Raw genomic sequence first — 13,583 nt, forward strand, 5'->3', positions numbered from 1 at the left:
CCTGAACGTGTGGATGTCGTTGCTCTGGAATGAATGACCTGTCATTCATGAAAGGAAACTTATTCAGGGCAACGACAGTAGACTTATAATTACAAGCCTGCTCTTAGCGCAGGCAAAAAGTTAGCGCAGGCAAAAAGATTAAATGTCCAGATTAGTCAACAATGCGCTTTGCTGCGTCATTCAGAGCTTCTTTATATCCCTGGCGCCCGCTGGTGATGTTTCTTAATGCCGCTTCCATAGCAGACCAGAACTTGCCCATTTCAGGCACATTAGGCATTAACAGTCCGTTGATGGCATTGTCGTAAGTCGCGCTGATACGAGGGTCTTTTTGCAGTTCTTTCATGTAGGTTTTGTTGGCAACGGCACCCAGGGGAATGTCTTTATTCATCGTACGAAGGCCGTCGTCGATTAACAGGTAGTTTTCCAGAAATTCCTTGGACAGTGCCTTGTTAGGGCTGGCATTGTTCAATGCAGCACTCCAGACGCCTACAAAGGCTTTGGAACGCTGGCCATTGACACTTGGCAGTGCAGCAACACCATAGTCAATACCGCTGCTTTCAAGGTTTGCCCATGCCCACGGGCCGGAAATCATCATGGCGCTTTTGCCTTTATTAAAGGTGGATTCCATCACGCCGTAATCGACCCCTCTGGGCAATACACTTTTATCAATCAGTTCGGTCAGCATTTTCGCACCGGCCATAGCCCCCTTGTTGTTGACGCCAGTGTTTTTGACATCATAGCCGGTGGCTGTTTTCTTAAAGACATAGCCGCCATCGGCAGCCAGCATGGGCATGGTGAAATACGGCTGCACCTGATCCCACATAATGGTGTTCATGCCTTTGTTGGCTTTTTTCAGTTTGGCATCCAGGGCAAACATGTCTTCGTAGGCTTTGGGGGGCTCGGGCAGTATTTTTTTGTTGTAGATAAGGCTGATGGCTTCCAGTGAAATCGGGTAACCATAGATTTTTTTGTCCACGGTGACGGCTTCCCAGCCCATATCAACCACTTCCCGTTTAAAAGGCGCAGAAGGTTTCACCGGAGCCAGCAGGCCGCTTTGTGCCCATTCGCCAAAGCGGTCATGGGCCCAGAACAGAATGTCAGGGCCGCTGCCGGAAGCGGCTGCCTGCTGGAATCGGTCAGTGAGGTTTTCAGGAATTTCTACTTTCACCTTTATGCCGGTATCGTCTTCAAACACTTTGCCGATTTCACGAATACCGTTGTATGCCTTATCACCACCGACCCACAGAACCAGTTCATCATCGCTGAATGCCAGCGCCGTGGATGCCCCCATTGTCATGGTGACTGTCACCGCTGCCGTAGCAAGGGTGGTTGCAGCCACCTGACGGGTGAACGTTTTGGTCATTGTGTTGGCAAGCTGTTTGATCATCTGTCAAGACTCCAGACAATATGCGCCCTTTATCCTGTATCACCTCTGAGGCCGTGGTCAGCAGTTTGAACAAAACAGAGAAGCATCACGAAACATAGTGCCTGTGATTCAGGCTGCTGACCCGGAAACAGAATTAACAGGAGCTTTGATCAGGACTGTTATAAACGCCTTACAAATATAGTTTCTTGTAGGAAAAGTACTGGGATATCGGCTGGAAAATTTGTTTTTATGACTTTTGCGGAATGCTTATTATTATAAAACTATAGTCGTTTATTTTTTTATTGCTTTTAAGTCTTAACTCTAATAGCGCTGATTCAGCCTATGCATCTCTGAGAATTCTGAGAGTTCTGAGAATATAGGAGCCTGTCGGACTTAGCCGACCGTAGCGAGAAAAAGACCGGTTTGAGACAGTTTTGACGATCATTTGAGGCGAATAGCGAGCTATTCAACGAAAAGGATCGTCAAAAATGGCCAAATCCGGCTTTTTCGCAGTAGGTCAGTGGTAAGTCCGACAGGCTCATAGTGCAGTAGGTTGGGACGAACGAAGTGACTCCCAACACGGTGAGTCTTTTGACAAGTACATTCTTGATAACTGTCTTGATTTCGAACTGTGTATAGAGTCACCGTGTTGGGAGGTCGCGTTCCGCTCGTCCCAACCTACGATTTGGAGTCATCAATGCATACCAGTCAAAAGAGCTGGTCAACTTCCCATGCCAGCTGGTCCACCTGATCAATCCAGGCCAGAGCTGCCTGAGGATTGTCCTGTTTCAGAGCAAGAATGATCTGTTGCTGATAGTAATAGCTGATTGACGCTTCAATGGCGGCGTTTTCCGGCAGTGAAGCAGGTGGTTTCAGGCTGGACTTATCGACATCATAGCTGGCTGAGAACTGTTGTTGCAGTGTGATATGCAGCTGCCGGATGGCTGACCTCAGACTGAGAGCCTGATTGATGTCTTTTCCGTCAAGAGCAGACTGTACTGCGTCGAGGTAATCCTGATTAATGGTTTCGGACACATTTGAAGCTTTATCTTTTTGGACGATGTCCGGAGTCGAAGGCACATAGTCCGGTCTTGGAGGTGGGGTAATTCTGGTTTCCCGCGCTGGCTGGGACAACAGCGGTGTGATTTGCAGACGCAGGGTACCGTCTGCAACCGCTTCGGTATAAATGTCACCGGTAGGAGGTGCGGTCCGGGCGCGGATTCGGGCATACTCTTCGTCAAAGTTGGCCACTTTCAGGCTGACCTGACGTGCTTCTTCGGTTGTCAGAGCCAAAAGGTAGGCTGGTTGCTTGCCGCTGCTGGTGCGATTATCCAGAACAAATTCAGTAGACAGGTTTTCCCTTGTCAGCATACTTTGTTCGTCGTATTTCAAGCGGCTGGCAGGCAGTTTCTGCAGAGGTTTGAAGTCGCTGTCGAGCAACCATATTTCCGGTGTAAACGCTTCTGCCCGGGTACCAAACCCTCGACGTGTAATCAGGCTTTCCACTTTAAACTGGTAAACGCCATAATCGGGCAGTTTCCAGCCAGCAACCGGTGAATTTTTTTCATTCAGTTGCAGCACTTCAGTGGTGCTATTGATAGGGCGTTCAATGGCAATGGTCTGGTTATAGACTTTTATCGGAACATAGGTGATGTCCGCCAGTGATGAAACGGTTGTTGTAATGGCTGGCACATCGGCAACCGGCTCCTGCCCTGTGCTGGCACACCCTGCAAGGGCAGCCACTAATACCAGTGTTGATAGACGTTTCATGGGTTACTCCGAAACAGCAATAGCCCGATTCTACCCATGATTTTGAATAGCCATAGTCGTTTTATTTCTGTAAACGATTACAGATTCGCATCGAGTAACCAGCAGAGCATATCGGGGAACCTTCCGGCCCATGCTGTTTCTGAGTGCAGGCCGCCCTGATCGATGTTCAGGCAAAGTCGTTTTATGAAGGCTTTTTGGGATAATTGCTGGTGGAGTGAACGGGCACCTTTGAGATAAACATCAGGAAAACAGGATACTGTTGAATCGCTGGTTTCCGCAGTGCCGATATCTATATAGATGGAAAGACGTTCTCTGAAACCTGTCTGGTCAATAAATTGTCTGATTGGTTGTTCGGCAAACCAGAAGGCTGGAGACATGACACCGACTTTACTGAAACTATCCGGGTATTTCAAAGCCGCATAAAGACTGATGACGGCACCCATCGAACTACCCCCAATCAGTGTGGTGTCCCGCTCTGGTTGGGTCCTGAAGTTCTGGTCGATTAATGGTTTCAGACTCCGGGTCAACCAGTCCACATAGAGGTCCCCCTTTCCGCCCATACCCAACTTTTTACTGTTCCAGTTAGCCAGTTCTGCCGGTGGAGCACTGGGCCATGGTGAATATTCACTCATACGTCCAAGCCCTTCGTTTTCAACAGAGCAGTCAATGGCAACCAGAATAATGCCTGTGGTGACTCCTGCTATCTGCAATTGATCCAGTTGATCACCGGCCTGCCAGCTGGCACCTGAAATATCGGATCCCGGATAAAAAAGGTTTTGACCATCATGCATGTAAAGAACAGGGTAAGTGTCGTTTGACTGATCATAGCCAACAGGCAAATACACTCTGACCAGACCTTCACGCTGCAAAGGAGACTGGTTCAAATCGAGAATGATTTTAAGGCGGGCTTTATCGTAATCCATGATCTTTCTGGAAAAAGAGAGTCAGCAGCACCTGTTGTGGGGACAGAGTAAGCAAGCTGCTGACCATAAGGATATTAAATGAAACGAATAACTGTCCGACCAGAAACAGCGAAGGAAAGTTATGACTCTATTCTAATTGAAAACGGGTGGCTGGTGGTTCTGTAAACGATTACAGTTGCCAGTATGATCGAATTCTAAAAAATGGACACGCAGCTTGGTATAGGCTTTACTGTCGTTTAATTAATTTTAAGACGGCCTCTTAGAACGATGACTCTGAACTTATGGCTTTAAGCCATAGAAAGCTGCTTTTAAAGACATTGTCAGGGTCAAACACCACGCCTGCTTGTGCTCATGGTCATTTTTCGTTTCAAATCCATGTGAAATGATGTGATGTTGATGCCAGTTTTACTGAATGTTTATTATGCTAATTATCATTCAAAGCTATAAGTACGGGCTTAGCTCTCTTTCGTATTACAACGCCTTTTATATAAGTTTTCTGTTTTTCGTATTGTTTTTTTCGTTGTCTGATGTTGTCAAAGCTAGTGATAGTGATCTTCCTGTATTTCTGGTGAACCCGATGACAGTTCCGTCTGGATCAGAATATGGCTGTGCGCGAGTCCAGCCACTAAACAGAATCGCAATGGATTTAGCGAGAGAGATTCCCGCCAACAGCGGTTTTGCCCTTGCCACCGAAAGTCATGAAACAACGTTCAGCACACGGATCAGCTTTGGTATTTTATCTGCATACTATGATGTGCATGGTTTAACGGTTGCTGTAGCCCTGTTTCAAGATGAGATTAGCCACCTGGAAAAGGCCTTCTCTTTGATTACCATCCTTCGTACAATTGCTGTTTATTTAGAGCAGGAATTTTTAGCTGTTAACGAGTGGGCATCAAACCCCGAAATTCTGGATATTATACAAAAGGGTGACAGGGTCCGGTTCCGGTCTGTAACTGGACGAGCCACCTATCGTGGAAAGCGCCATAGAAGTCAGACGCAGACCGCTGTGGCTACTAACTTCGGTGCTGCTAACCCTGAATCCACAGATGGTATGCTCCTTGACGGTGGTGGTCATCCTCCTCCCGAGTATGAGCTATATCACACAGAAGGAGGGTTTTGCCCACTCTGTTCCGGTCCATGCAAAAAAAAAGTGCAACAAAAAAAACCAGTTGATACCAGAAAAGAGGTAAAAGCTTGTATTGACATCATGGCAACACAGATTCTGAAGTTAAAGAAGCAAAGAAGAGGTAGATACTACAAAAATGTAGATGGTCGCTATTGCGAGTTTACGCAGGCAGGTGTTCTCAAACGAATAATTGATTTATTGCAAAAACAACAATCTGATGAAGTGATGGCTAAAGGGTCAACAAATTTCACAATGGTTGGCACCTGCACTGCGTGTGAGCTACAAAACTCAAAACCAATAGAATTGGGAGATTCTGATGAGGAATTCTATGAGGATAGTGAAGAGCATATCGAATATGATTATCAAAACTTGGCTTTTTATGAATCCTTATTTGCTGAAGCTAATGAAGCAGCTAATGAAATTAGAGCTTTGGAAGTTATTGTAAATGAGAAGGAAGAAGAAAATAAAGCCCTTAATGATCAATTAGCCTCGCTCAAAGCAAAAAATCAGAAGAAAATGTGTGAAGACCAAAGAGAGAGAAAGAAAGAGAAAAAATATGAGGAACTTCAGAAAAATAATAAGTGTCTTCAAACCAGATACAACAGACTTGAGTGCAGAGTTGAGGAACTTGAACAAGCAGAAAAACAGTATTTAGACGAAAGAGATGACCTTCTCAGAAGGAATGTGGAAATAAATCAGGAACTTAATAAAATTAAAGATGCGAATAACTCAAACAAAGATGGCGGAGCGAATGATGGCAGCCGGCTTTGCTGGAAAAAGTAGTGCCTGTAGATATAAAGATATAAGAATAACGCGGAGGCTAGCTTTTTGACTTCTGATAAAACATAACAGCATCAGAATTTGAGTTTTTGCAGATTGGCAAATGGCTGGTGACAGCTAGCTCAGGAAAAAGTTTCTCATCCATATTTATTGTTTGGTGGATGATAAGTAGCTGATCATACGGAATCGACCAGAAATACATTATTTTGTGTGGTTAGCTATTAATGCTCACAGAGCTTTTATCTGTATCATAAGCGCCCATGGTTCTGAATCTTATTTTAAAAAGTGGACATGCTGGCCATCATAGTCTTTACTATTCACCAGTCCACTGTCTTTCAGTTGCTATAGTAAGAATTGCTTCTATGGTTAAGAGCCTAAGATGGACTCTAAAGCCAAGAGTATGACTTGTAATCATTGCCAGAATAAAAATTATACCTGCTTGCGTTCATGAGTTTTTGTTCGTTTGGAATCTATGAAGCAGCATGACTCAAAGCCAACGTTGCTGAATGTTTATTATGTTAATTATCATTCAAAGATCGAAGCAGGTTTTCGACCGTCTTTCAGAACGCTACTCTGCCTGTTCTATCTGTATTAGTGTTCTGTTTGGCTCGTTGTTTTTTTTCGTCTCAAGTGTGATCAAGGCAGGTGATCAGGAACTCCCATTATTCTTGGTAAGCCAGATAAATACCCCGTCAGACTATGGCTGCGCCAGAATTGATCCATTGAATGTTCCTGCAGCCTTTTTTCTGGGTAGTCATTTTCCGGATAATGAAGCTGTTGAACACGAATCGCTGGCTTATAGTAAGCGTGATCACAAGGCAGCATACGAAGCGCAGATAAGTTTTACGGTTTTATCCACTTCTATTGATGAGCAGTGGCAAAGGGCTGTTGTTGCTTTGTTATACGATGTATCCATCATGGGAACCGTTGCACTCTGGCGAACCATCATGCGAACCATAGCTGTTTATCTGAAAGATTACGAAGGTTTGCCGGAATCAGACACACTTACGCTTTTACAAAAAGGTGATGCAGTCTGGTATCGCACAGTGAGCGGGCGTGGACAGGGTAAACAGTCTGAAAAAATTATAACCAACTTCTGGGATCCACCATCGGAGATTCCACAGTGCGGTTTTAAAAGAAGCTATACAGTTGATGACTTATTCAATGGTAATGATCCGCCACGTGATCAACAACTTTACCATACCGAAGGAGTACACTGTCCAGCCTGCGGGGGAGGGTACTGTAAAATTGCCAAACGTAAGAAGATTACTGTTCAACCTAATGAAAATGAAGAAGAAGTGACAGAAAAGAGAGTGAAAAATGGTACTAAGACGAGTGATCAAAAATATCGAAAAAATCGCGATTATCAGGTTTATAAGGTTTATAAGGTTTTGGAAACCAGATATCAGGGGGGTATAGCAAGGTTTGAGCTTGAATGTAGGGATAAAAAGTGCGATGTCTTGTCACATGACAATAAACATTTAACACGAGACAATGAATATTTAAAAGCGTTATGTCTTCAATTACAGTCACGATGTTGTCTGCTTGAAAAGGAAAAACAAGAACTTGATACACAGAAGGAAGAATTACAGTCACGATGTGATGAGCTTGAAAAGGAAAAACAAGAACTTGATACACAGAAGGCAGAATTACAGTCACGATGTGATGAGTTTGAAAAGGAAAAACAAGAACTTGATACACAGATGGAAGATTTAGAAACATATTGTGAAGAGCGTGAGCAGGAATGTGGGGAACTTTCAAAACTGCATGGAAGAGCCGTTGATACAATAGACCGGCTGTTGAGATCACAGGCAAATCAGGTTCGGGATTATTATCTGGCTACAGAGCAGTCGCCTATACATGAAATGACTACAGACGCAGGTGCCGCTGGCAGTTCAACAGTTCTTTGTTGGAAAAATATCCCATGACCATCGCTTGGTTCAGGCAGTTCAGACTGCAAAAGAATAATTTATCTTATGGGTCCGGAAGGCATCTCGAACGGTTGATTGTTAACTTCTTATAATTTGTAAGAGAGAGGTTTTAATAATAATCTTGCCTAAAAAATTGTACGTTAATTATGATTAAACATTTCATATGCATTCTCCTTGGTATTTTACTCTTACCACTCTCATTGATAATGGAAGCGCAGGGTAATGAACCTTACCTGGTTTCGGTACAACAGATCATTGCACCGCCAGGCTATGGATGCGCGCTGATTCACCCTTTGAATGGGATTACAATGGATCTGACAGAAAGAAGCATAAACAGTAACGAACTGACTTTTCCATGCCAGGCTTGTGACATAACGTTGGCAGCACAGGTACATATCGATATTTTGTCGACTTATCAGGAGAAGCAGGGTTTAACGGTCGTTGCAGCTTTATCTCATAATGTGATGACCACAGAGATTGAAATGATCTGGAGCATTATTATTCTTACAACTGCTGTTTATTTAGAGCAGGTGTTTGCCGCAGGTTACTATGAATTGGCTGATTCAGAGACTCTGGACATTATACAAAAAGGCAACAGGATCCGGTACCGGTCCGCAAGTGGTCGTGTCAGTAGACACCAGGTACGGCAAAGGGTGGGAGGGGGAAAGAGCACGTCGTATATCCCGATTGCCCCCGGGCCATGTGCTTCAGGCTCAGTGCCGGGAGGAGAAGCAACTAACGGGGATGATCGTCCTCCTGATGATGATCCGGGTCATACCAGGTTTGGGTTTTGCTCGATTTGTAACTGCATTTGCAAACATTCAAGAAAACAAACATATCCAGCCGGAGCTACTACCAGAGCTACTACCGGAGCTACTACCGGAGCTACTACTACTAAAAGATTCACTAAAAAAAATTCAGCCACAACCAATAAGAGGAGAGGCAATGAACGGCAATGTCTGGATAATCTTGCAATGTTATTAGGTTTCGAAAAGCAGGCTAACAGGCACTTCATTACTGACAATTTCGGGCGCAAAAAAGTACAGACCCGGATAGATATCTTTGAGCGAGCTGCTCAACGGCTTACAGAACTGATGCCCTTGGAAGCTAACCCGCCTGAAGGGGGAGTGACCAATGTATCAGAAGTGGGCATTAATTCTGTTGCTACTGACAGCGGATCGAGAAATTCTGAAGTATTTGAGCCATCTGATGACGACGATGAAGAGTTTTACAGAGAGGATGATCAGGGACAGGAAAACCGAGCTGATGAGCTTATGTACCTTTTCGAAGAGTCGCAAAAGCAACTGAAGCGGGCCAAAGATGACTGTCAAAAGCTGCTGGACGAAAATGCTTTAATCAGTGCAAAGCTTGGTGTGATCGATGCTGCCAATAAGCATCATTCACATACAATTAAGCGGCTTCGTGAAGAAAGTAAATTTCTCAGGGATGATAAAAAACGGCTTGAACATGAAAGGGACTCTTACAAGGCAATGGCTAATGCTGCACAGCAAAAAATCGATGCAGTTGCCAGGATAGTCACGCCATCAAATCCTGCAGCTTCCGGAAATGGAGCCATGGGGGTATGCTGGCAGCATAGTCCACGGAAATAGTGCACGGAAATAAAGTCGCACAAGCCAATCGTTGACTAATACCAATTCCGTCTTCTAAACATGAATTGCGCAGCCATTCCAAACCGCTGGTTCTGCGTCAGAACTCCTCGCAATAGCCAGCTATTACTCGTCGTTCTTCCTTGCCCAGCGATTTGGATTGGCTTGCTCATGGTCATATTTAGAAAACGGAATTGGTATAATACCAATTCAAATTTAGAAAGTGGAATTGCATTATAACAACTGAACCGACTGATCATTGTTTCAGGCCGGTTCAGGGCACTTTCCTGTTTTAATGTCTTTACTGTTTTAATGTCTTTACTGTTCTAACTCGATCACAACACCACTCTGAGCAGAAAGGCGACCATCGGTATCCAGTTCACCAAAGCAAACCCGGCCTTCAGGCAGGGAAACCGTTTGTGGTTGCTCACTGCGGTTGATCAGAATATTCAGGCAGTGCTGCTCGTCTTTACGCTGGTAAGACACGACATCGTTCGTCGAATCATTCAAAAACTTGAAAGTGCCGGTACGCAACGCTTTGTAACGATGGCGCAGTGTCGTCAGGGCTTTTACATGGTCGCGCATGTCCTGATCCTGCAGTTCGGGCAGATCCCACGGATAGGCAGCGCGGCAGTCGGGATCATCGCCGCCACTCATGGCTATTTCGTCACCGTAATAAATACAGGGTGCTCCCGGCATAGTCATCAGGAACTGCCAGCAAAGGCTTAATGCGCCTTTGTTTTCTCCCAGTATCCATAATGGCCGTGCCATATCGTGACTGCCCAGCAGGTTGAACTGAACCTGATTAATTTGTTCGTCATAACTGGCCAGGTTGTCGTCTATGGCTTCCATAAACTGTGCCGTGGTTTTGGGTTCAATTTCCAGATGGGTTCTGGAGTAGCCATGCAGGTAGTTGCTGCCAAAGTAGCTAAGCACGTTTTTGGTAAACACATAGTTCATGGTGGAATCGAACATGTCGCCCTGCAGCCAGCGCTCGGCTTTGCTCCAGACCTCACCGCAGATATACGCGTCACTTTTTACCGATTTCACCACCGTACGGAATTCACGCCAGAATTCATCGTCGTCTATTTCATCGGCGACATCGAGACGCCAGCCATCAATACCAAACTCCATCCAGTGACGGGCAACGTCAAAGATATAATCACGAACACCGGGGTTGTTGTGATTAAATTCCGGAAGTGCTGGCAAACCCCACCAACCGTCGTAATTCAATGCTTCTTTGCCACTACGAGGGTAAGGGTTCAGTGGGTAATCATGGATCTTGAACCAGTCAATGTAAGGCGATTCGGAACCGTTCTCCAGAATGTGATGAAAAGCCCAGAAGCCACGACTGGCGTGATTGAATACACCATCCAGAACCACTTTCATATCTCTGGTGTGCGCTTCATCCAGCAGGTAACGGAAAGCTTCGTTGCCACCCAGCAGCGGATCAACCTCAAAGTAATCGTAGGTGTGGTAACGGTGGTTACAGGCAGAACTGAAAATAGGGTTAAGGTATAACGCAGTAACCCCCAGTTCTTTCAGGTCGTCCAGATGTTCTGCGACACCGTACAGATCACCACCCTGAAATCCCTGCAATGCAGGATCGAAACCCCATTCCAGAAATTGAATACCACGGGGGTGCGGTGTTTTTTGGCTACGGGCAAAACGATCCGGGTACACCTGATAGAAGACAGCGTGCTTGACCCATTCCGGCGTATCAATGTTGTGTTTGGTGTGCATGATTAAAGACTATAACGATAAAACAATCGCAGAAAAAGATAAGGTGGCATGGTTATCAGCCCGCCGCACAACAGGGTGGCGGGCTGATGTTCAGGTTATGCCTGGCGGCATTGGCTGATGTTGTGGAAGAACCGGCGGTTCTCCTGATCGGAGAAGAATTCACCCAGATTCACCGTTAAACGACGACGCCAGTTTGGATACTCTTCGCTGGTGCCGGGCACGTTCACCGATGTATCAATCATCATGCAGTCTTCAAGCTGTACGTTGGTGATCTGTGACTCAGCCAGCGCCAGATAATAAGTAAAGCGTTCCATCAGCTCACGGCTGAACCCGGGGCTTTTTTCATCGTATGGATTGATGCCGCTTGGCAGCTCCCCAATCATTGCCAGTGTGTTAATGACCGCTTTGCGGGTGTATTCACGGTCAAGGCGCTCCTGATGTGTTCGTTCATCATCAAAAATGCCCAGTGTATTGGCAAGATCAAGATCCTTCTCTTCCCACCATCCTCTCAGCGGTGGTGTGTCGTGGCAGGTCAGGTTCGCCATAGCGCGAGGTTTAAAGGAGCTGGGCATCGGATAGCGATCACCTTCCTGCAGATGTATACCGTTCAGACTGGAGTACAAACGGGCAGGCGGTAACGCCGCTTCAATTTCCTTTGGAACCGTACCCAGATCTTCACCAAACACCAGACAGTTCAGGCGACGACTTTCCAGTTTAATAATGCCCAGCAGATCCTGAAGCGGATAGTGAACATAGGCACCATAGGCGGCACTCTTGCCATTAGGGCACCACCACAGGCGAAACAGTCCCATGGCATGGTCGATACGCAGAGCACCACAGTCACGCATGTTATTGCGAATCATGCGGATAAACGGTTCGTATCGCTGTTCCTGCAGCACCAGTGGGTTAAACGGCGGCAGTCCCCAGTTTTGACCCTGTGGTCCCAGAGCATCCGGTGGCGCACCGGTGCTGGCATCCAGACAATACAGGCTTGGATTACTCCAGGTGTCAGCGCCGCCACGGTCTACCCCAACGGCCAGATCACGATAAACACCCACCATCATGCCTTTTTCCGTGGCGGTTTTCTGAGCCGCGGCAAATTGCTCACTGGCAAGCCATTGCAGGAACTCAAAATAACGAATGCGTTTCTCATTCTTCTTGACAAACGCCTTCACCTCTTTAGTGTCTGGCGTCTGATAGGCCTCAGGCCAGCAAGGCCAGCCCCAGCTCATGATGTCCTGCTTGCGGAAGTGTTCAAAGAGCGCGTCAAACGTGGCGAACTGACGAAGACTTTCACCATTGTCCTGACAGAATGCGTGGAATGCATTTGCCCGTTCGGTGTTCTGTTTCAGGTGAACCTTGCAGAAGTAGTCGTACAGTGTTTCCAGAACTTCAAACTTCAGAGTCGCGACGGTCTCATAATCAACATAATCCTGCTGTCGTGCTTCAGCCAGATGCATCTGGAAGTCGTCTTTGGCAAACAGCTGTCGAGTCAGTTCACATTCGCTAAATTCCGGCACCAGCTCAGGGTTGATATACAACACATTGCTATAAGTTCGGCTAGACGGGCTGTAGGGCGAACAGTGCAGCGGGTTGTCGGCATACAGCGCGTGTACAGGGTTAAGACCCACAAAATCGGCACCGTTATCAGCCAGCTGGCTGACCATATCGTTCAGGTCGCGGTAGTCGCCCATGCCCCAGTTATTTTCCGAGCGAACAGAGTACAGTTGAATACCGGAACCCCAGATTTTTCCACCGCTCATGAGGGCTTCAGGCTCGTAACAGGTTTCCGGTGCAACAATCAAGGAACAGGCAGAAGCAATACCTTCAATGTTCAGATGGTGATAGCCCAGTGGCAGATCGGCTGGCAGAGGCAAGGACAGGCAGACCTTGTTGTTTTTTCCGACTTTGGCGCTTTCAACAACCGTCAGTTCATTCAAGTCACGTTTGAACATTCGAATTTCACCGTATTCGAGTGTTACGGTGATTTCAAATTGTTCCGGAAGTTTCTTTTCAGGCAGTCTTATTTCAATAGCAAACGGTTTGTTCTGATGTAAAACAACCACTGCTGGAATACTTTGATTCCATTTCTCATCGGACTTTTGCTTAATCGCTTTTTTGATAGACTCTTTACTGCTTACATTAAATCCCATGGCTTCTAAAGGCGGGATTTTATTTTCAGGCGCAATAGTCACCGGCAGTCCTTCGGAATCCAGATATTCACTGGAAATACCACACAGCCCGGCGAGCTGGTTTATTAATTGATTGTCTGACATAACAAGCTGGTATCGGTTGATTAAACAGAAACCGGGTGGGGGAGTTCCGGTTTCCATTTAA

8 protein-coding genes are annotated in these 13,583 nt (G+C 46.0%); 3 read left to right on the forward strand and 5 right to left on the reverse strand.

From position 1 onward, the window contains the following. Window positions 1-151: 151 nt before the first annotated feature. The 3 genes from malE to EZMO1_RS05690 form a co-directional block, all read right to left on the reverse strand. Window positions 152-1,387: a maltose/maltodextrin ABC transporter substrate-binding protein MalE gene (malE, locus tag EZMO1_RS05680; RefSeq protein ID WP_236631997.1), complete on the reverse strand. Its 1,236-nt coding sequence runs from the start codon at window positions 1,385-1,387 to the stop codon at window positions 152-154. Between the two features lie 687 nt (window positions 1,388-2,074). After that, the gene (locus EZMO1_RS05685; protein ID WP_082211919.1) at window positions 2,075-3,136 is read right to left on the reverse strand and encodes a MalM family protein; all 1,062 of its coding nucleotides are present in this window, start codon (window positions 3,134-3,136) and stop codon (window positions 2,075-2,077) included. Window positions 3,137-3,213: 77 nt separating this feature from the next. Then, the gene (locus tag EZMO1_RS05690) at window positions 3,214-4,059 is read right to left on the reverse strand and encodes an alpha/beta hydrolase (protein WP_051789792.1); all 846 of its coding nucleotides are present in this window, start codon (window positions 4,057-4,059) and stop codon (window positions 3,214-3,216) included. Between the two features lie 421 nt (window positions 4,060-4,480). Between EZMO1_RS05690 and EZMO1_RS05695 the strand changes: the two genes are divergently transcribed. The 3 genes from EZMO1_RS05695 (at window position 4,481) to EZMO1_RS26110 (ending at window position 9,506) form a co-directional block, all read left to right on the forward strand. Further along, window positions 4,481-5,968: a hypothetical protein gene (locus EZMO1_RS05695; protein ID WP_034874841.1), complete on the forward strand. Its 1,488-nt coding sequence runs from the start codon at window positions 4,481-4,483 to the stop codon at window positions 5,966-5,968. A 512-nt stretch (window positions 5,969-6,480) separates the two neighbouring features. Continuing rightward, a complete protein-coding gene (locus EZMO1_RS05700) occupies window positions 6,481-7,893 on the forward strand; it encodes a hypothetical protein (RefSeq protein ID WP_145912487.1) in 1,413 nt (470 codons plus the stop codon). 149 nt (window positions 7,894-8,042) lie between these two features. Beyond that, entirely contained in the window at window positions 8,043-9,506 is a 1,464-nt protein-coding gene (locus EZMO1_RS26110; RefSeq protein ID WP_145912488.1) for a basic helix-loop-helix domain-containing protein, read from the forward strand. A 315-nt stretch (window positions 9,507-9,821) separates the two neighbouring features. Here EZMO1_RS26110 and EZMO1_RS05715 read toward each other — a convergent pair whose 3' ends face one another. Together EZMO1_RS05715 and malQ are read right to left on the reverse strand one after the other, a co-directional pair. Beyond that, window positions 9,822-11,246 carry a glycoside hydrolase family 13 protein gene (locus tag EZMO1_RS05715; protein WP_034874831.1) on the reverse strand — a complete coding sequence of 475 codons (1,425 nt, stop codon included), beginning with the start codon at window positions 11,244-11,246 and terminating at the stop codon, window positions 9,822-9,824. A gap of 95 nt (window positions 11,247-11,341) precedes the next feature. Further along, complete coding sequence (malQ, locus tag EZMO1_RS05720; protein ID WP_034875624.1) at window positions 11,342-13,522, reverse strand: 4-alpha-glucanotransferase; 2,181 nt, start codon at window positions 13,520-13,522, stop codon at window positions 11,342-11,344. Between the last annotated feature and the right edge of the window lie 61 nt (window positions 13,523-13,583).

It is taken from the genome of Endozoicomonas montiporae CL-33, assembly GCF_001583435.1.
GTDB lineage: Bacteria > Pseudomonadota > Gammaproteobacteria > Pseudomonadales > Endozoicomonadaceae > Endozoicomonas_A > Endozoicomonas_A montiporae.

What these genes read in the sequence shown, in the direction of transcription:
- EZMO1_RS05695 (WP_034874841.1), top strand. Translation starts at nt 4,481, where the DNA reads ATGCTAATTATCATTCAAAGCTATAAGTACGGGCTTAGCTCTCTTTCG.
- EZMO1_RS26110 (WP_145912488.1), top strand. Translation starts at nt 8,043, where the DNA reads ATGATTAAACATTTCATATGCATTCTCCTTGGTATTTTACTCTTACCA.
- EZMO1_RS05700 (WP_145912487.1), top strand. Translation starts at nt 6,481, where the DNA reads ATGTTAATTATCATTCAAAGATCGAAGCAGGTTTTCGACCGTCTTTCA.
- malQ (WP_034875624.1), bottom strand. Translation starts at nt 13,522, where the DNA reads ATGTCAGACAATCAATTAATAAACCAGCTCGCCGGGCTGTGTGGTATT.
- malE (WP_236631997.1), bottom strand. Translation starts at nt 1,387, where the DNA reads ATGATCAAACAGCTTGCCAACACAATGACCAAAACGTTCACCCGTCAG.
- EZMO1_RS05690 (WP_051789792.1), bottom strand. Translation starts at nt 4,059, where the DNA reads ATGGATTACGATAAAGCCCGCCTTAAAATCATTCTCGATTTGAACCAG.
- EZMO1_RS05715 (WP_034874831.1), bottom strand. Translation starts at nt 11,246, where the DNA reads ATGCACACCAAACACAACATTGATACGCCGGAATGGGTCAAGCACGCT.
- EZMO1_RS05685 (WP_082211919.1), bottom strand. Translation starts at nt 3,136, where the DNA reads ATGAAACGTCTATCAACACTGGTATTAGTGGCTGCCCTTGCAGGGTGT.